Here is a 17,938-nt window from a genome sequence, read left to right as displayed (position 1 = left end):
GTGATCACCCGCGGAGTTTCTTCAGCAGCTCCACGTCCGCCACGTGCCCCTCCTTGCCGCCCGGGGTCTCGATGATCAGCGGCACCCCCTCCGTCGCCGGATGCCGCAGCAGCGCCCGGAAGCCGTCCTCGCCGATGTGACCCGCGCCGATGTTCGCGTGCCGGTCCTTGTGCGCGCCCACCACGTCCTTGGAGTCGTTGGCGTGGATCAGCTTCAGCCGGCCCTCGCCCACCGTCGCCACCAGCTCGTCCAGCGTCCGGGCCGCCCCACCCGGCTCCGCGAGGTCGTGGCCCGCGGCGAATATGTGGCAGGTGTCCAGACAGATCCCCAGGCGCGGATGGCGGTCGAGGGCGTCCATGTACGGACCGAAGTCCTCCGCGAGCGAACACAGCGAGGAGCCCTGCCCGGCCGTCGATTCGAGGAGCAGATACGGGTCGTCCTCGTGCGTCAGCTCGTCCAGGAGCGGCAGCATCCGCTCCCGTACCTGGGCCAGGGCCACCTCGCGCGGGCGGCCGCCCGTCGCCGAGCCCGTGTGCACGACCACGCCCCGCGCACCGATCTGGCGGGCGCGGCGCAGGGAGTGCCGCATCGACTCCACCGACCGCTCCGCGGTGGCCTCGGTGTGCGAGCCGAAGTTGATGAGGTACGGGGCGTGGACCCAGGCCGAGACCGACTCGGCGGCGCACTCGGCACGGAACCGCTCGTCCTGCGCCGGACTGCCCGGCGGGGTGGCCCAGCCGCGCGGGTTGGCGACGAAGACCTGCACGGCCTCGGCGCCCAGTTCACGGGCGTAGCCCAGGCCGACGGAGGCGAGACCGCCGGCCACGGGCACGTGGCCGCCGACGGGGTTGCGCATGCTTCCTACAGTCCCTTGATCCTGATCGTGACGGTGGAGCCCTCGGGGGCCGTCGCGCCGCCCTCCACGGACTGGCTCGACACGGTGTCCCCGAGGAACGGGAAGGACTTCTCGACCTTCACCTCGAAGCCCGCGTCCTCCAGGGCCGCCCGGGCGTCCGCGGTCGACTCGCCCGTGACGTCCGGGACCTCGACCGGGCGCGGGCCCTTGGAGACGGTGAGCGTGATCGCGTCGCCCTCGGCGGCCCGGCTGCCCTCCGCGAGGGACTGGGCGGCGACCGCGCCCGCGGCCTCGGGGGAGTGGACGCGCTCCGGGGCGACCCGGACGTCGAGCCCGGCCTCCCGGAGCGTGGCGGTGGCCTCGGCCACCGTCTCGCCGGTGACGCCCGGCACGTCCACCGGGGAGCCCTTGCTGACGACGAGCGCGACCGCGGAGTCCGGGCTGCGCTCGGTGCCGGGCTCCGGGTCGGTGCTGATCACCGCGCCGCGGGCGACGGTGTCGCTGAACGCCGACGAGACGACGCCCGCCGCCAGGCCCTCCTGCCGGAGGAGGCGCCGGGCCTCCGCGAGCGGCTTGTTCCGGAGGTTCGGGACCTTCACGACCTGCGGGCCCCGGGAGAGCGTGAGCGTCACCGTGGCGTTGCCGCGGACCCGCTCGCCGGGCGCCGGGTCGACGGCCATCACCGCGCCGCGCTCGTACACCTCGCTGAAGTCCCGCTTCGTCGAGCCGACCTCGAGGCCGGCGTCCTTCAGGCGCTCGGTCGCCACCGCCTCCGTCTGGCCGAGGACGGCGGGGACGCGGGTGAACTGGCCGGAATTGATGTACCAGACGCCCGCGCCCAGGCCGAGCGCCAGGAGGACGGCGACGACGATCGCCAGCGGACCGCGGGGCGCCCGCCACAGGGGGGCGGCGGGCGGCGCCTCCGGAGCGACGAGCCGGCTGGTGTGCTCCACCGGCCGGGGGTCGCGCGCGTCCGGCTCGGCCGGCGCCGGTACGGAGCGGGCGATCACGCTCGTACGGTCCTCGGCGGTGTCCCGGACCTCGCCGAGCGACTGCGGCGGCACCGCGTCCAGCTGCTCCTCGGTGAGCGCGGCGCGCGCCTCCCGCACCAGGGCGAGCAGCGCGACGGCGTCGTGCGGCCGTACCTCGGGGGTGCGGGCGGTGGCCGCCGCGACCAGCTCGTCCAGCTCCAGGGCGAGGCCCGGGACCGCGGCGGAGGGGGCGGGCACATCGGTGTGGAGGTGCTGGTAGAGCACCTGGGCGGGCGTCTCGCCCGCGTGCGGCTTGGCGCCGGTCAGCATCTCGTACAGGACGACACCGCAGGCGTACACGTCCGCGCGGGTGTCCGCGGTGCCGTGCTCGATCTGCTCCGGAGCGAGGTACGACACGGTGCCGAGGACCGAGCCGGTGGTCGCCGTCGCCGAGCCCACGGCGCGCACGAGGCCGAAGTCGGCGACCTTCACCCGGCCGTCGTCCCCTATCAGGACGTTCTCCGGCTTCATGTCCCGGTGCACGAACCCGGCCCGGTGCGCGGCGCCGAGCGCGGCGAGCACCGGCTCCAGGATGTCCAGGGCCGCGCGGGGCCGCAGCGCGCCGCGCTCCCGCAGGACGTCGCGGAGGGTGCAGCCGGCGACGTACTCCATCGCGAGGTAGACGTAGGCGCCGTCGGCGCCCTGGTCGAAGACGCCGACGACGTTCGGGTGCGCGAGCCGGGCGACCGACTTCGCCTCGCGGATGAAACGCTCGACGAAGGCGGCGTCGGTGGCGAGGGCGGGGTGCATCACCTTGAGCGCGAGGACGCGGTCGAGGCGGGTGTCGACGGCCCGGTAGACCGTGGCCATCCCGCCGACGGCGATGCGCGCGTCGACGCGGTAGCGGCCGTCGAGCAGCCGCCCGACGAGGGGGTCCTGAAGGGTCGTGTCCACGCCGTCGAGTCTACGAGCCGCCCGGCGGCCCCCCCGCCCGCCCGCCCTCGACTGCACCCGACCTGTGACGATCCCCTCGCGCGCGGCCCCCCACCGGGCTCCGGCGGCGGACATCCGCCGTCGGCCGCGGCCGGGCCGTGCCGTACGGGAGGCACGGCCGAGCCGTCAGAAGGCGGGGCGCTCCGGGTCCAGGTGCGGCAGGCCGGTCGTCGGGGAGGAGGCCTCCGCGAAGTGGCGGCGCGGGATGCGGCCCGCCCGCCGCGCGAGCCGCCCCGCCTCGACCGCGTGCCGCATGGCCGCCGCCATGAGGACCGGCTCCTGCGCCCGCGTCACGGCCGAGGCCAGCATGACCGCCTCGCACCCCAGCTCCATCGCGAGCGCCGCGTCCGAGGCCGTACCCGCGCCCGCGTCGAGGATCACCGGCACCCCGGCCCGCTCCACGATGAGCTCGAAGTTGTGCGGGTTGCGGATGCCGAGCCCGGAGCCGATGGGCGAGCCGAGCGGCATGATCGCCGCGCAGCCGACGTCCTCCAGCTTGCGGGCCACGACCGGGTCGTCGTTCGTGTAGGGGAGGACGGTGAAGCCGTCGTCGACGAGGGTCTCCGCCGCGTCGAGGAGCTCCACCGTGTCCGGGAGCAGCGTCCGCTCGTCGGCGACGACCTCCAGCTTGATCCAGTCGGTGCCGAGCGCCTCCCGGGCGAGCCGGGCGGTGAGGACGGCCTCGCCCGCGGTGAAGCAGCCCGCGGTGTTGGGCAGGACCCGGATGCCGAGCCGTTCGAGGACGGAGAGGACGGAGCCTTGGACCGTCGGGTCCAGGCGCCGCATGGCGACGGTCGTCAGCTCCGTACCGCTGGCGAGCAGGGAGCGCTCCAGGACGTCCAGGCTGGGGGCGCCGCCGGTGCCCATGATGAGACGGGAGGAGAACTCCGTACCGCCGAGGGCGAACACGTCGTCGGACATCGTCAGCCTCCCTGCACCGCGGTGAGGACCTCGACCCGGTCGCCCTCGCCGAGGACCGTCGACGCCCACTCGCCGCGCGGTACGACGGTCTCGTTGAGGGCGGCGGCCACGCCGGAGGGGGCCGCGGTCAGGGTGGCGACGAGGGCGTCGAGGGAGAGGGGGCCGGAGAGCACCCGGTGCTCGCCGTTCACGGACACGTTCATGCGGGCTGCTCCAGTCGGACGGAGGAGAAACGGCGGGGGGAGAAGGGGCGTGCCTCGTCGGGCAGCAGGCCCGTGGCGAGCGCCTCGGCCATGACGTCGCCGGTCACGGGCGTCAGCAGCACGCCGTTGCGGTAGTGGCCGGTGGCCAGCTGGAGGCCGGGCAGGGTGCTGGGGCCGAGCAGCGGCGCGTTGTCCGGCGAACCGGGGCGCAGCCCGGCGAGCGTCTCGGTCAGCGGCAGCTCGGTAATGCCGGGGACGAGCTCGTGCGCGTCGCGGAGGAGTTCGTAGACCCCGCCCGCGGTGACGGTCGTGTCCCAGCCGAGCTCCTCGCTGGTGGCGCCGACGACGAGCTCGCCGTTCGCGCGCGGCACGAGGTAGACGTGGCTGCCGCGGACGACGGCCCGGACGGTCCGGGACAGGAAGGGGGCGTACGGAGCGGGCACCCGCAGCCGCAGCACCTGGCCCTTCACGGGGCGGACCGGCGGCAGCACGTCCGCCGGCACGCCCGCGAGCCGGCCGCTGAGGCTGCCGGCCGCGAGGACGACCTGGTCGGCCGCCAGCTCGACGCCCCCGGCCGCCCCGGCGCCGCCACCGGTGCCGTCGGCGAGCCGGACACCGCGCGCCCGGTCCCGTACGACTGTCAGCCGGTCCGCGAGCGCCCGGTGGAAGACCACCCCGGCCCGCTCGCAGGCGGTGACCAGCGCGGCGGCGAGGCGGCGCGGGTCGACCTGGTGGTCGCCGTCGACCCGGAGCCCGCCCCGGACGCCCGGCGCGAGCATCGGCTCCAGGCGTCGGCACTCGCGGCCGCTGAGCCATTCGGACTCCAGGCCGCACCGGCTCTGCAGGGCGTGCAGTTCGCGCAGGTGGGCCCGGTCGTCGGCGTCGAGGGCGACGGCGAGCGTGCCGCACGAGCGGTAGCCGACGTCGTGGCCGGTGGCCTCGGCCAGCTCGGCGACGAAGTCGGGGTAGCGGCGGGCGGAGGCGAGGTTGAGCCCGAGGAGGGTCTCCTCGCCGTAGTGCAGTTCGGTGACGGCGGCGAGCATCCCGGCCGCGACCCGCGCGGCGCCGCCGCCCGGGTCCGGGTCGACGACCGCGGTGCGCAGCCCGCGCTGCGCCGCCCGCCAGGCCGTGACCAGGCCGATGATGCCGCCCCCGACCACGAGGACATCGGAAGAACGCATGGGCGTCCAGCCCCTCCCTTCGCCGGCATGACCCGGATCAGGTTCGTACGGTCGGAGGCCGCGACAGCCTCCCTCTCAGCCCGGTGCGTCCGGGCTCCCGCGTGTGCTTTACGTTGACGGTCAGACTAACCCCGGCCACCCGCGCCCGGTAGGGGAGCCCGGCTCGTGGCCGGATCTGTTCCCGGTCGCGTCCCGCTACGGCGCCGCGGAAAGACCACCGCCCACGCCGCCTGACGCGGCGTCAGGTGCGTAAGGTGGACGAGTGAGCGAGCAGAAGCAGACACCGCGGCACGTCGTGATCGTCGGCGCCGGGATGGCGGGCGTGCAGACCGCCGTCGCCCTGCGCGAACAGGGCTTCTCCGGCCCCGTGACCCTCTTCGGCGCCGAACCCCACCAGCCGTACGACCGGCCCCCGCTCTCCAAGGCGGTCCTCCTCGGCACCGCCGAGCACTCCGCCTTCGACATCGACTTCGAGGACCTCGACGTCGAGCTCCGGCTCGGCGTGGACGTGACCGGACTGCGCGCCGCCGACCACGAGATCGACACCGAGGCGGGGCCCGTCCCGTACGACACGCTGGTCGTCGCCACCGGCGCCCACCCCCTCACCCTCCCCGGCTCCGAGGGCGTCCCCGGCGTCCACCTGCTGCGCACCTTCGACGACGCCGTCCGCCTCGGCCCCGTCCTGGAGCGGCGGCAGACCGTCGTGGTCGTCGGCGCCGGCTGGATCGGCGCCGAGTTCGCCACCGCCGCGCGCGCGGCGGGCTGCGCCGTCACCGTCGTGGAGGCGGCCGAGCGACCCCTCGCCGACGCGCTGCCCGCCGAGATCACCACCTGCATGGCCGGCTGGTACGGGGAGAGCGGCGCCGAACTCCTCACCCACGCGCGCGTGGCCGCCGTCCGGCCCGGCGCGGTCGCCCTGGAGGACGGCCGGGAACTCGCCGCCGAGGCCGTCGTCGTCGGCATCGGCGCCCGCCCGGCCACCGACTGGCTGGCCGGATCCGGCATCGCCCTCGACCCGGGCGGCGCCGTCACCGCCGACGACCGGCTCCGCACCTCCCTGCCCGACGTGTACGCGGTCGGCGACTGCGCCTCCTTCCCCTCGGCCCGCTACGGCACCCGGCTCCTCGTCCACCACTGGGACAACGCGCTCCAGGGGCCGCGCACGGTCGCGGCCGACATCCTGGGCGCCGCCGACGCGCCGTACGACCCGGTGCCGTACTTCTGGTCCGAGCAGTTCGGCCGCTTCGTCCAGTACGCCGGGCACCACGCGGGCGCCGACGAGCAGGTCAGGCGCGGCGACGAGTCGCAGGACGCCTGGTCCGTGCTGTGGCTGCGCCGCGGGGTGCCGGTTGCGCTGCTCGCCGTCGGCAGGCCCCGCGACCTGGCCCAGGGCCGCAGGCTGATCGAGACCGGCACCCCGGTCGACCCGGCCCGCGCGGCGGACCCGTCCGTCCCCCTCAAGGCGGCGGTGGCGTAGGACCCGACTACCGGGTGTCAGTCGCAGGTGGCAGGCTTGTCCTGTGACCGAGATTGACGCAAAGATCGATGCCCTCGTCCCCGAGTGGCTCTACCTCCCCGACATCGCCGAGATGCTCGACATCGAGGTGACGCGCGTGCGGCAGCTGGTCAAGGACGGCCAGCTCATCGCCGTGCGCCGCGGAGAGAACAACGCGCTGCAGGTGCCCGCCGCCTTCATCCAGGGCGACAAGGTCGTCAAGGGCCTCTCCGGGACCCTGACGCTGCTGCGGGACGACGGCTTCACCGACGAGGAGATGCTGGAGTGGCTCTTCACTCCGGACCCGAGCCTTCCGGGTACGCCCGCCCAGGCGCTCGGCGAGAATCGCGGCACGGAGGTGAAGCGCCGCGCCCAGGCGCTCGCCGTCTGACACGACCGAAGAGCGACCGATCCATTCGCGGGTGCCGTGGCGGACCCCGCCGGCCCTTCCGGGCCGCGCGGCCGCCCCGGCACCGGCGCCATCCGACGGGGGGACCCATCCATGCCCACGCCTCGTGAGCGACTCGCCGACGCCCGGCTCTACCTCTGCACCGACGCCAGGAAGCGCCAGGGCGACCTGCCGGCCTTCCTCGACGCCGTGCTCTCCTCCGGCGTGGACATCGTGCAGCTCCGCGACAAGGGCATGGAGGCCGGCGAGGAGCTGGAGAACCTCGCCGTGTTCGCCGACGCCTGCCGCCGCCACGGCAAGCTCCTCGCCGTGAACGACCGGGCGGACGTCGCCCACGCCATCGGCTCCGACGTCCTCCACCTCGGCCAGCGGGACCTGCCGGTCCCCGCCGCCCGCGCGATCCTCGGCGAGGAGGTCCTCGTCGGCCGCTCCTGCCACGCCGAGGAGGAGGTCGCCGCGGCGGCCGCCGAGCCGGGCGTCGACTACTTCTGCACCGGACCGTGCTGGCCCACGCCCACCAAGCCGGGGCGGTACGCGCCGGGCCTCGGCCTCGTGCGGTACGCGGCGGACCTCGCCCAGGACCGCCCCTGGTTCGCGATCGGCGGCATCGACGAGACCAACCTCGACGAGGTCCTGGACGCCGGGGCGCGCCGGATCGTCGTCGTGCGGGCCCTCACGGAGGCCGACGACCCGGCGGCGGCGGCCGCCGCCCTCGCCAAGCGGGTCCGGGAGCGCGCCGACGCCTGACCGGGCCCCGCCTGACCGGGCGCCCGCCACGGGGGCCGCGGGGCGGGTGGTGGCCCCCCGGCGGGGCCACCGCCGGGCGGCCGCCGCGCCGCCCGACGGGGTGTCCACGAACGTGTCCAGTACTCGGACGCCGTTTCCACGGGCCACCGGCACCCGTCTAACCTGCCCATATGGCCCTTGGAACCGCCTCCGTCCGGTCGGACCGCGCGCGCACCGTCCGCGAGATCCTCGCCTCCGGCAGCACGTCGTACTCCTTCGAGTTCTACGCGCCCCGGACCGCCAAGGGCGAGCAGGTCCTCTGGAACGCGATGCGCCGCGTCGAGGCGGTCGGGCCGAGCTTCGTCTCCGTGACGTACGGCGCGGGCGGCACCACCCGCGGCGGCACGGTCAAGGCCACCCAGAAGATCGCCTCCGACACCACCCTCACGCCCGTCGCCCACCTGACGGCCGTCGACCACTCCGTGGCCGAGCTGCGGAACGTCCTCGGCCAGTACGCCGACGCCGGCATCCGCAACATGCTCGCCCTGCGGGGCGACCCGGCCGGCGACCCGCTGGGGGAGTGGGTCGAGCACCCCGAGGGCGTGCGGTACGCCGCCGACCTCGTCCGGCTCATCAAGGAGTCGGGCGACTTCTGCGTGGGCGTCGCCGCCTTCCCGGAGATGCACCCCCGGTCCACCGACTGGGACACGGACATCCGGCACTTCGTGGACAAGTGCCGCGCGGGCGCCGACTACGCGATCACCCAGATGTTCTTCGATCCGGAGAACTACCTCCGGCTGCGCGACAGCGTCGCCAAGGCGGGCTGCGAGACCCCGATCATCCCCGAGGTCATGCCCGTTGTGAACGTGAAGACCCTCGACCGGCTGCCCCAGCTGAGCAACGCGGCCTTCCCCCGGGACGTGAAAGACCGGATCCTCGCCGTCAAGGACGATCCCGCCGCTGTACGCTCCATCGGTATCGAGTTCGCGACGGAGTTCTGCGCGCGGTTGCTCTCCGAGGGTGTCCCCGGACTGCACTTCATCACGCTGAACAGTTCCACAGCGACGCTCGAGATCTACGAGAATCTCGGACTGCACCAGCAGTCGTGACCGGTCGTACCCGCCCCGACCCGCGGCGGTGACCGTGGAGAGGGGCGGCGGGGCATGGGGTGGACGGTCCTCTACATCGCGTTCGGCGTGGTCGCGCTGTGGCTGCTGGGCGAGGTGCTCCTCCAGTACAAGGCACGGCTGCGCTGGCGACTTCTCGCCTTCTGCGGCTTCCTCGGCGTGGTCCTGGGCGTGCTGCTGCCCTCGGTCGCGGTCATCGTCATCGGCGCGATCGGCTTCGCCGTCGGCCAGACCTATGTGACCCTCTCCTTCCGCCGCGGCTTCTCCACCGGCTGGGCGATCGGCGGCAGCCCCGGAGCCAGCCGCCGCCGCAAGGCCGGCCCGCCCGCCGAGGCCGGGCCGACCCTGGAGGTCACCGGGCTCTCGTACGACGAGCAGGGCGCCCACGGGGGCGGGGAGCGGGAGTACCAGGAGTACGGCCACCGGCCGGAGTCCGCCGCCGAGACCACCACCGTCTACGAGCCCCAGCCGATGCCCGAGGACACGGGCCAGTACGGCGTCTACGAGCCCGCCGCGGCCTCCCCCGGGTACGAGCCGCCGGCCCCCGACGGCTACGACGCTCCCGACGGCTACGGCACGGCGGCCCCCGGCTACGACCCCTACGCGCCGGACTACGGCGGCCGGCCCTCCTACGAGCAGCCGCAGCCGTCCTACGACTACGGCACCGACGCCGGGCAGCAGCAGTACGCCGCGTACTCCGACCCGTACATCGGGCGCGGGCCCGACGGCCAGCAGTACACCTCGTACTACGGCGACCCGTACGCCCCCTCGTACACCTACGACACCCCGCCCGGCGGCGTCTGGGTGCCGCAGCAGCGCGACACGGACCAGCCGCCGCAGGCCCCCCAGCCGCAGGCCCCGGGCCCGTACGGCTACGAGCAGTACCCCGACGACCAGTCGCAGTACCGCTACTGACGGGTGGTCGGGGCGGGGGCGCGGTCACCGGGGGACGGTGGCCGCGGGGCCGGTCACCGGGAGCCGCGGAAGTCCGCGCCCTCCACGATCAGGCCCGCCACCAGCGCCCCCGACATGCCCGCGTGGGCGAGCCCGCCGCCCGGGTGCGCCCAGCCGCCCGCGAAGTACAGCCCCGGCAGTGGCGAGCGGTTGGCCGCGGGGAGCAGCCGCCCCCCGTCGCCCGCGAGCGCGGGGCCCGGCACCTCGGCCGAGCCGGTCTCCCGCCGGACGTCCTCCGGGGTCCGGACGTGCCGCCAGAGGAGCCGCTCGCGCACCCCCGGCACCGCCTGCCCGGCCGCCTCCACCATCCGGTCCGCGCAGGCCTCCCACTCCCGCGGCCCCGCCGCCGTCGCCACCGTCGCGGTGACGGTGACCGACTCGTGCTCCGCGTCCGGGCGCAGCGCCGGGTCGTCCGGCCGGAGCACCGTCACCTCGGGCCGCCCGTCGGCGCCGTGCACCACCGTGCGGTGCACGGCTCCCGTCTCCCGGGCCCCGCGCAGCGCCAGACAGACCGTCACCCGTCCCGTCCCGAGGACCTGGAAGCCCGGCCGGCCGTCGGCGTCGCCGTCCCGCCCGACGACCCGGTCGTCGTACAGCGACGGAACGGGAGCGCCGGAGACGACGTGGTCGGCCTCCACCGTCTCGTCCGTCGCGAGACGCACGCCCACCGCCCGGCCGCCCCGCTCCAGCACCTCGGTGACCGCCGTGCCGAGGACGAACTCCACCCGGCGCTCCCGGCACCGCTCGTACACCGCGTCGGCGAGCGCCCGCATGCCCCCGGAGACGTACCAGCTGCCGAAGGTCTGCTCCATGTACGGCAGCACGGCGGCCGAGGCCGGGGCGGTGGCGGGGTCGAAGCCGTACGCCCGCGCGTACGCGCCGAGCAGCGCCGCGAGGCGCGGGTCGCGCAGCTCCCGCGCGCCCACCTGGGCGAGCGTCGTCGTCGGGCGGCGCAGCAGCCCCGCCTTCAGCGCCGGGTACGGCTCACGGGCCAGCGGCTTCGGATCGGCCGGCTGCGGCTCTTCGAGGAGCGGGCGGCGCGTGCGGTCCCAGGCCTCGCGGGCCCGCACCAGGAAGTCGCCCCAGCGCTCGCCCGCGCCCGCCCCGAGCGCGGCGTCGAGCGCGGCGATCGTGCCGGCCCGGGAGGCGTTCGGCAGGTCCACGGTGGTGCCGTCGGCGAAGACGTGACGGGCCGCCGGATCCACCTGCGTCAGCTCGACGCACTCCTCCAGGGGCCGCTTGCCGGTCTTCACGAACAGGTCCCGGTAGACCGCGGGAAGGTGCAGCAGGCCGGGGCCGGTGTCGAAGGCGAAGCCGTCCCGGGAGAAGCGGCCGACCGCTCCGCCGTACGTCCCCGCCCGCTCGTAGACCGTCACCGCGTGGCCCGCCACGGCCAGTCGGGCCGCCGTCGCCATGGCGCCGAGACCCGCGCCGATCACCACAATCCGTGCCATGTCAGCGACCCTATCCGGCGCCACCGACAGCCCCGGCGACCGGTCAGAACTCCGCGTCCTCCGGTGGCCGCCGCGACTCCGCGGCGGCGGTCGTGAACCGTCCGTCCCGTCGTCCGGCCCGTCGTGCGTGCGGGTGTCCGTCCGGGTGTCCGGCCCGGCGTCCGGCCTGGAGCCGCTTCTCCTCGCGGCGTTGCGCCCGGCGGCGCAGGAAGCGCCGGATCCGGCGGGCGAGGAAGACCAGTATCGCCAGGCCGAGGGCGAGCAGGACGGCCGCGATCACGGCCGCCGCCACCGGGTTGAAGATCGCGAAGGTGATGATCCCGGCCACGCCGAGGTCCTCCGCGATGCTCAGCGCGATGTTGGAGAACGGCTCGGGCGAGGTGTTGACCGCCATCCTCGTCCCGGCCTTGACGAAGTGGCTGAGCAGCGCGGTCGAACCGCCGACCGCGCCCGCCGCCAGCTGGGGCAGCGAGCCGTCCTGCCCGGCGAGCAGCGCGGCGACGACGGCCCCGGAGACCGGCCGGATCACCGTGTGGACGGCGTCCCACGCGGAGTCGACGTACGGGATCTTGTCCGCCACCGCCTCGCAGAGGAAGAGCACGCCGGCGACGACGAGGACGTCGGTGCGCTGCAGCGACGCGGGCACCTCGTCGGTCAGCCCGGTCGCGCCGAAGAGGCCGAGGAGGAGGACCACCGCGTACGCGTTGATCCCGCTCGCCCAGCCGCTGGTGAACACCAGGGGGAGTACGGACACCACGCGATCGTAGCCAGGAGTGAGTACGCGTACCTAGGGGGCGAGATGAGTACGCGCGCGGATGGGCGCGGCGCGGCGCGCGGGGGAGAGTGGTGCACACGGAAGGGGCGCGGCTCCGCACCGCCGACACGGGGCGGCGGAACGGGGTCGCGCGCCTGCCGGTGACCCGGGGGACGCGCGTACGGGGGACGCGCGCGGGGGTGTACGGGGGGACGCGCGCGGGGGTGCGCGCGAAGGCCGGTGGGCCGGGCTCGGGGGGGATCGAGCCCGGCCCACCGGCCTTCTTCCTTCTCCGTCTCCGTCGGCTGTGCCGTCCCTGCCGTCCCTGCCGTCCCTGCCGTCCCTGCCGTCCCTGCCGTCCGTGCCGTCCGTCCGGGAGAGGACCGCGGAGGCCGGGTCAGCGGCCGCCGACCCGGCCGTGCAACAGCCGCGAGAGCGCCGCGTGCACGTCGTCCAGAGACCGCTCGCTCTGGAACGCCTGCCAGTCGAGGGCCGCCACCAGCACCATCCCGACCAGGGCCGCCGCCGTCAGCTGCACGTCGATGTCCTCGCTCAGCTCACCGGCCGCCACCCCCTCCCGCAGGACGCCCTCCACCACGGCGACGGCCTCCTGGCGCACCACCAGGAGCGTGGAGTTCCAGGCCCGGTTGGTGCGCCAGAGCTCGGCCACGTACAGCTGGGTGAAGGCGGGATAGCGGTCGATGAAGACGAGGCCGGCCCGGATCATCGCGTCCAGCGCGTCGACCCTGCTGCCGCCGCGCTCCGCGGTCTCCTCGGCGGCCGCCCGCAGCGAGGCGGAGAGCAGCGAGACCCCGTGCCGCAGCAGCTCCTCGAAGAGCTCGGTCTTGCTCTTGAAGTTGTAGTAGACCGTGCCCTTGGCCACGCCCGCCCGCTCGGCGATCTCGTCGACCGTCGTCGCGGAGAAGCCCTGCTCGGCGATGAGCGTGACGGCCGCCTCGTAGAGCTTCGCGCGCGTGGCCTGGCGCCGGGTGCTGCTGCTGTCCATGGGGTCGATTCTCACAGGTTCAGAGCGACAGTTCGGGGTGGAGCCGGTCGAGCGTCCACACCTGCTTCCGGCGCGCGGAGACGGCGGTCAGGGCCAGGGCGCCCACGGTGAAGGCGGTCAGGACCGCGCAGGCCTGCCAGACGGGTCCGGTCCCGCCGCCCGTGATCAGCCGGCGCAGCGCCTCGACCACGTAGCTCATGGGCAGGAAGGGGTGGACGGCGTTGAAGAAGCCGGGGCTCGTCTGTACGGGGTAGGTGCCGCCCGCCGAGGTCAGCTGGAGCATCAGCACGGCCAGGACCAGGATGCGGCCGGCCGCGCCGAAGCGGGCGTTGAGCCACTGGATGATGGCCGCGAAGCAGCAGGTGACGAGGGCGAGGAAGCCGACCGTGCCGGCCGCCCTGGCCATCTGGAGGCCGATGCCCCAGTGGAGCACCGACATCAGGGCCGCGACCTGGAGGACGCCGATCGCCGCCACCGGGAACCAGCCCGCGAGCGCGATCCGCCAGGCCGAGGCGCCGGCGGCGAGGGCGCGCGGGTTCATCGGCTGGATGATCATGTACGCGACCATCGCGCCGACCCAGAGGGAGAGCGGGATGAAGTACGGGGCGAAGCCCGTGCCGTAGTTCGGCGCCTTGTGCAGGGACTGCGCGGCGAGCCGCACCGGGTCGGCCATGACCTCCGTGCGCCGGTCGCGGTCCGCCTTGTCGTAGTCCGGGATCCGCTCCACACCGTCGTGGAGTCCGACCGCCAGGTCGCCGGAGCCGTCGGCCAGTTTGAACAGACCGCCGTCGAGGTCGCCCGCGCCCTTCTTGAGGCGGCCCACGCCCTTGTCCAGGCTGGTGGAGCCGGTCTTGGCGTCGGTGATGCCGGTGTGCAGCCGGTCGGCGCCCTCGGCGACCTTCTTGGCGCCCGCGTTGAGTTCGTTGATCTTGCGGATGGCGCCCTCGACGTCCTCGTCGAGGTGCGGGGCGCGCCGGGCCAGCTCGTCGGCCTGCCGCACGAGCGTCGCCAGCCGCGCGTCCAGCGTCTTCAGGTCGCCGTTGCTGTCCTTGGTCAGTGCGTGCACGTCGTCCGCGATGGTGGCCACGTCGTCGGCCGTGACCGAGGCCTCCTTGAGGACCTCGCACATCCTGGTCCGGTCGGGGGCGGGGACCCCCGTGACGTCGGGCACGGGGAGGGTCCCGGCGGTGGCCGCCGGCGTCGGCGCCGCTGCCGCGGCCTTCCCCTCGCACTGCTCGCGGTGGAGGCCGGCGAGGCCGTCGTCGGCCCGGTGCGCGGCGGCGCGGACCAGCGGGGCGCGCCGGACGAGGTCGTCGAGGTCGTGCCGGGCGGCGGTGGCGGAGTCCGAGACGAGCCGGGCGGTGTCGCGGATCGACGTGCCGTTGTTCGCCAGGTAGGGGCGGACCTTGTCGGCGGTGCCGTTGACCTTGTCGGCGAGGGCCTGGGTGCCGTTGGCGACCTTGCGGGAGCCGGTCTCCAGCTCCGTGGCGCCCTTGTCGAGCTTCTTCAGGCCGCCCGCCAGGTCACCGCTGCCCTTCTTGGCCGTCGTGAGGCCGTCGCTGAGGTTCTCGGAGCCCTTCTTCGCCTTGTCGACGCCCTTCTTGAGGTCGGCGGCGCCCTTGGCGGCCTTGGCCGTGGCGTCGTGGATGTCGGAGAAGGAGATGAAGATCTTGTCGAGGAAGGTGCGGGAGGACTTGGTGGAGGCCGCGGTCCGCACCTCGGAGAAGACCGTCCGGGAGATCTGGCCGACGATGTAGTTGTTGGCGTCGTTGGTCCGGACCCGCAGGGCGCCGGTTTCGGGCGCGTCGCCGGAGCTGGAGGCGATGCGCGCGCTGAAGTCGGCGGGCATGGTCAGGGAGAGGTAGTACGTGCCGTCCTCGACGCCCTCGCGGGCCTCGGCGTCGCTGACGCGGTGCCACTCGAAGACCTTGCTCTCGAGGAGGCCCTCGGTGATGTCGTCACCGGCGTTGACCGGCTTGCCGTCGGCGGTGGCGCCGCGGTCCTCGTTGACGAGGGCGACGGGGAGCCGGTCGAGCCTGCTGTACGGGTCCCAGAACGAGTACAGGTACAGGGCGCCGTAGAGCAGCGGCAGCAGCAGGATCGCGACGAGCGCGGCGCGCGGCAGCTTTCCCCTGCCGAAACGCTTCAGCTCAAGCGCGGCCAGTTTCGGCGAGCGCATCGGCCGCCCCCTCCTCGGTGTCGTCGGCGGTGTCGTCGTCCGCGGTGTCGTTGGTGTGGGCGGTGGAGTCGCTGGTGTCGTCGTCGGGGGTGTCGTCCGGGGCGTCGTCCGGCGCGGCGGGTTGGGCGCCCGGGTCCGCGGGCGCCTGGGCGCTGTCGGCGACGGTGGTGATCCGCAGGGCGTCGTCGGGGGCCTCGCTGCAGACCGCGAGGACGGTCGTGCCGGACGCGGCGAGGGAGCGCAGCAGCGCCCACGCCTCGGCCCGGTCGGCGTCCGAGAGCTTGAGGTCCGTGTCGTCGACGGCGAGCAGCCGGGGCCGGCCGATCAGGGCCAGGGCCAGGGAGAGGCGCAGGGCCTCCAGCCGCTCCAGGTCCCGTACGGAGGTCCGCTCGCCCTTCGGCAGGGCGGTGAGGTCGAGGCCCGCGGCCGCCACGGCCTCGTCGATCAGGGCCCGGGTCCGGGCGGCGCGCTCGGAGGGCCGGCGCAGCAGGGCCCGCACGGAGCCGTCGAAGCGGCGCTGGAGCAGGGCCCGCTCGCGCAGGTGCTCGGCGACCGTGAAGGCCGGGTCGAGTTCGCTGACGCCCGGGACCTGGCCGAGGCCGCTGATCCGGCGGACGGCCGCCATCCTGCGCGGCAGCGGGAGACCGCCGACCTCCGCGTGGCCCTCGCCGGTCTTCATCCGGCCGGTGAGCGCGAGCAGCAGACAGGTCCGGCCGCTGCCCGACGGGCCCTCGATCGCGACGAGCGTCCCCGGTTCGGCGCGGAAGGAGACCCCGCGGAAGGCCCAGCCCCGCGGTCCCTTCAGGCCGAGCCCGTCCGCGACGACGGCGGCGCCGTGCGGCCGACCCCCGACTTCCGATCCCGTTTCCACGGCTTCCCCGGCTTCCCCGGCTTCCCCGGCTCCCACGGGCCCCACCCCCACTTCCCCCTTTTTGAACTGACTGGTCAGTTCAAAAAGTACCCCGGGCTGTCGAATCAGGCAAAGCCACAGGTCAGCGCGATTGTCAGTGGGTGCCCTCACCATGGACACATACGGCGACAGTGCCGTCACGCGACGACAGGAGGCTCGTCATGGCCAGCTCTTCCGCAGCAGCCGCGCCCAGGCGCCGCCCCGGAGGCACCTCCCCTGCCGAAGTCCCCGGGGCAGGCCGCCCCGCTCCCGCCCAGCGCGGGCCCGCGTCCGACGTCCACCCCGTCCCGCGGCGCGCGTCCGCGCCGCCCGCCGCCCTCGACCTCCTCGCCAAGGCCCACGCAGGGCTCGCCGAGGCCGCCGCGCTCGACCGCCCCCACGAGCGGTACGCCACCGCCCACCTCGCCGCCCTGCGCGCCGCGGCCGCCGTCCTCGCCGCCCGCGCCCGGCCCCAGCCCGCCTCCCGCAGACGCCAGGCCATAAGGAGCGCCTGGGAGCTCCTGCCCGCGCTCGCACCCGAGCTCGCCGAGTGGAGCGCCCTCTTCGCCTCCGGCGCGCAGCGCCGGGCTCGGGCCGAGGCGGGGATCACCAGCGCGGCGAGCAGACGCGAGGCGGACGACCTGCTCAGGGACGCCGCCCACTTCCTGCGCCTCGTCGAGCGGCTCCTCGCCCTCCGGCCGGTGCTGCCGCGGCAGGCCGGAGCCGGCGAGCCCCCGGGATGATCCGCCCACCGGTTCCGAGGCCATAGGGTGGGAAGCGTCCGTACCCGTCACCGAGGAGTCAACAGCCGTGCCGGACCCTTCCCCTGTCATGGGTCGAGAGGCGTCGTCGCGCCCCTCGCGCGCCTCCCTGCGTACCGCAGTCGTCTGGGACGTCCTCAAGGACGCGCTCGACCGTCGGGCCAAGGCCACCGGCAAGGACGGCCTGGATGTCCTCGACACCGGCGGCGGCTCCGGCAACTTCGCCGTCCCGGTCGCCCGCCTCGGGCACCGCGTCACCGTCGTCGACCCCAGCCCCAACGCGCTCTTCGCGCTGGAGCGCCGGGCCGCCGAGGCCGGGGTCGCCGACCGGGTCACCGGCGTCCAGGGCGACGTCCGCGGCCTCTTCGACGTCGTCGAGCGCTCCTCGTACGACACGGTGCTCTGCCACGGCGTCCTGGAGTACGTCGACGACCCCGCCGAGGGCGTACGGAACGCCGTCGCCGCGCTCCGGCCCGGCGGCAGCCTCAGCCTGCTCGCCGCCGGCCTCGGCGGAGCCGTCCTCGCCCGCGCCCTCGCCGGACACTTCACCGAGGCCCGCACCGCGCTCACCGACCCGGCGGGCCGCTGGGGCGCCGGCGACCCCGTGCCCCGGCGGTTCACCGCCGAGCAGCTCGTCGAACTGGCCGACGGGGCCGGACTCGCCGTCGGCGCCGTCCACGGCGTCCGGGTCTTCGCCGACCTCGTCCCGGGCGTCCTCGTCGACACCGAGCCGGGCGCCGCCGAGGCCCTCCTGAAGCTGGAGGCCGCCGCCGCGGAGCTGCCCTCCTTCCACGCCATCGCCACCCAGCTGCACCTGCTCGGCGAGAAGCAGGCCTGATCCCGGACGGTCACCCGGACGGCGGTGTGGGCGGCACCCTTCGGAGGAGTACGCCACAGCCCGCCCCATGTGGGGTTCCGCCCCGTATGATCGGGGGAAAGCATCCGGCATGACGGACCAGGGGCTGGGGAATCAACGCCTCAGCAACCGATCCGCATGGCGGCCCGGATCGGCTGTTCGGCATTGAGGGCGGGTTTCACGGGGGCGATTCCCTGCCTATC

The 17,938-nt window shown here is 74.8% G+C and carries 17 protein-coding genes and 1 riboswitch; of the genes, 7 read left to right on the top strand and 10 right to left on the bottom strand.

Annotation, left to right across the window (positions count from 1 at the left end; translation table 11 throughout):
* Window positions 1-4 precede the first annotated feature (4 nt).
* The 5 genes from ACWDVG_RS02905 to thiO form a co-directional block, all read right to left on the bottom strand.
* Window positions 5-856: a deoxyribonuclease IV gene (locus ACWDVG_RS02905; RefSeq protein ID WP_451695531.1), complete on the bottom strand. Its 852-nt coding sequence runs from the start codon at window positions 854-856 to the stop codon at window positions 5-7.
* A gap of 5 nt (window positions 857-861) precedes the next feature.
* Complete coding sequence (pknB, locus tag ACWDVG_RS02900) at window positions 862-2,781, bottom strand: Stk1 family PASTA domain-containing Ser/Thr kinase (protein ID WP_451695530.1); 1,920 nt, start codon at window positions 2,779-2,781, stop codon at window positions 862-864.
* A gap of 165 nt (window positions 2,782-2,946) precedes the next feature.
* Window positions 2,947-3,741 (bottom strand): thiazole synthase, encoded by a 795-nt coding sequence (locus ACWDVG_RS02895; protein WP_451695528.1) that lies wholly within the window; start codon window positions 3,739-3,741, stop codon window positions 2,947-2,949.
* A gap of 2 nt (window positions 3,742-3,743) precedes the next feature.
* On the bottom strand, window positions 3,744-3,944 hold the full coding sequence (gene thiS, locus ACWDVG_RS02890) for a sulfur carrier protein ThiS (RefSeq protein ID WP_451695526.1): 201 nt from the start codon (window positions 3,942-3,944) through the stop codon (window positions 3,744-3,746).
* Window positions 3,941-5,125, bottom strand: coding sequence for a glycine oxidase ThiO (thiO, locus tag ACWDVG_RS02885; protein ID WP_451695525.1), 1,185 nt, complete (start codon window positions 5,123-5,125; stop codon window positions 3,941-3,943). The genes thiS and thiO overlap by 4 nt, the downstream gene beginning before the upstream one ends.
* Window positions 5,123-5,236: riboswitch (TPP riboswitch) on the bottom strand. Its footprint overlaps the gene before it by 3 nt.
* Before the next feature lie 151 nt (window positions 5,237-5,387).
* Here thiO and ACWDVG_RS02880 point away from each other — a divergent pair.
* From ACWDVG_RS02880 to ACWDVG_RS02860, 5 genes are all read left to right on the top strand, one after another.
* A complete protein-coding gene (locus ACWDVG_RS02880) occupies window positions 5,388-6,602 on the top strand; it encodes an NAD(P)/FAD-dependent oxidoreductase (RefSeq protein WP_451695523.1) in 1,215 nt (404 codons plus the stop codon).
* Window positions 6,603-6,645: 43 nt separating this feature from the next.
* The gene (locus ACWDVG_RS02875) at window positions 6,646-7,011 is read left to right on the top strand and encodes an Rv2175c family DNA-binding protein (RefSeq protein WP_451695521.1); all 366 of its coding nucleotides are present in this window, start codon (window positions 6,646-6,648) and stop codon (window positions 7,009-7,011) included.
* A 111-nt stretch (window positions 7,012-7,122) separates the two neighbouring features.
* Complete coding sequence (thiE, locus tag ACWDVG_RS02870) at window positions 7,123-7,776, top strand: thiamine phosphate synthase (RefSeq protein ID WP_451695519.1); 654 nt, start codon at window positions 7,123-7,125, stop codon at window positions 7,774-7,776.
* A 170-nt stretch (window positions 7,777-7,946) separates the two neighbouring features.
* Window positions 7,947-8,864 (top strand): methylenetetrahydrofolate reductase [NAD(P)H], encoded by a 918-nt coding sequence (gene metF, locus ACWDVG_RS02865; protein WP_451695517.1) that lies wholly within the window; start codon window positions 7,947-7,949, stop codon window positions 8,862-8,864.
* A 54-nt stretch (window positions 8,865-8,918) separates the two neighbouring features.
* On the top strand, window positions 8,919-9,797 hold the full coding sequence (locus ACWDVG_RS02860; protein WP_451695515.1) for a hypothetical protein: 879 nt from the start codon (window positions 8,919-8,921) through the stop codon (window positions 9,795-9,797).
* Between the two features lie 53 nt (window positions 9,798-9,850).
* Here ACWDVG_RS02860 and ACWDVG_RS02855 read toward each other — a convergent pair whose 3' ends face one another.
* The 5 genes from ACWDVG_RS02855 to ACWDVG_RS02835 all read right to left on the bottom strand — a co-directional run bounded on the left by ACWDVG_RS02855 (window position 9,851) and on the right by ACWDVG_RS02835 (window position 16,100).
* The gene (locus tag ACWDVG_RS02855; RefSeq protein WP_451695514.1) at window positions 9,851-11,290 is read right to left on the bottom strand and encodes a phytoene desaturase family protein; all 1,440 of its coding nucleotides are present in this window, start codon (window positions 11,288-11,290) and stop codon (window positions 9,851-9,853) included.
* 43 nt (window positions 11,291-11,333) lie between these two features.
* The gene (locus ACWDVG_RS02850) at window positions 11,334-12,044 is read right to left on the bottom strand and encodes a DUF4126 domain-containing protein (protein ID WP_451695512.1); all 711 of its coding nucleotides are present in this window, start codon (window positions 12,042-12,044) and stop codon (window positions 11,334-11,336) included.
* Window positions 12,045-12,441: 397 nt separating this feature from the next.
* The gene (locus ACWDVG_RS02845; RefSeq protein WP_451695511.1) at window positions 12,442-13,050 is read right to left on the bottom strand and encodes a TetR/AcrR family transcriptional regulator; all 609 of its coding nucleotides are present in this window, start codon (window positions 13,048-13,050) and stop codon (window positions 12,442-12,444) included.
* Between the two features lie 19 nt (window positions 13,051-13,069).
* Entirely contained in the window at window positions 13,070-15,229 is a 2,160-nt protein-coding gene (locus tag ACWDVG_RS02840) for a YhgE/Pip family protein (RefSeq protein WP_451695509.1), read from the bottom strand.
* Window positions 15,201-16,100 (bottom strand): ATP-binding cassette domain-containing protein, encoded by a 900-nt coding sequence (locus ACWDVG_RS02835; protein WP_451695507.1) that lies wholly within the window; start codon window positions 16,098-16,100, stop codon window positions 15,201-15,203. Before ACWDVG_RS02835 ends, ACWDVG_RS02840 begins: the two co-directional genes overlap by 29 nt.
* Before the next feature lie 200 nt (window positions 16,101-16,300).
* On the opposite strand from ACWDVG_RS02835, the gene ACWDVG_RS02830 reads away from it, so the two are divergent.
* A complete protein-coding gene (locus ACWDVG_RS02830) occupies window positions 16,301-16,861 on the top strand; it encodes an SAV_6107 family HEPN domain-containing protein (RefSeq protein WP_451695505.1) in 561 nt (186 codons plus the stop codon).
* 88 nt (window positions 16,862-16,949) lie between these two features.
* Entirely contained in the window at window positions 16,950-17,717 is a 768-nt protein-coding gene (locus ACWDVG_RS02825) for a class I SAM-dependent methyltransferase (protein ID WP_451695503.1), read from the top strand.
* The last annotated feature ends 221 nt before the right edge of the window (window positions 17,718-17,938 follow it).

The sequence above is a fragment of the Streptomyces sp. NPDC003327 genome, assembly GCF_053589515.1.
The sequence above is the reverse complement of the archived record's forward strand: the minus strand, read 5'-3'. Positions and strand labels throughout refer to the sequence as shown.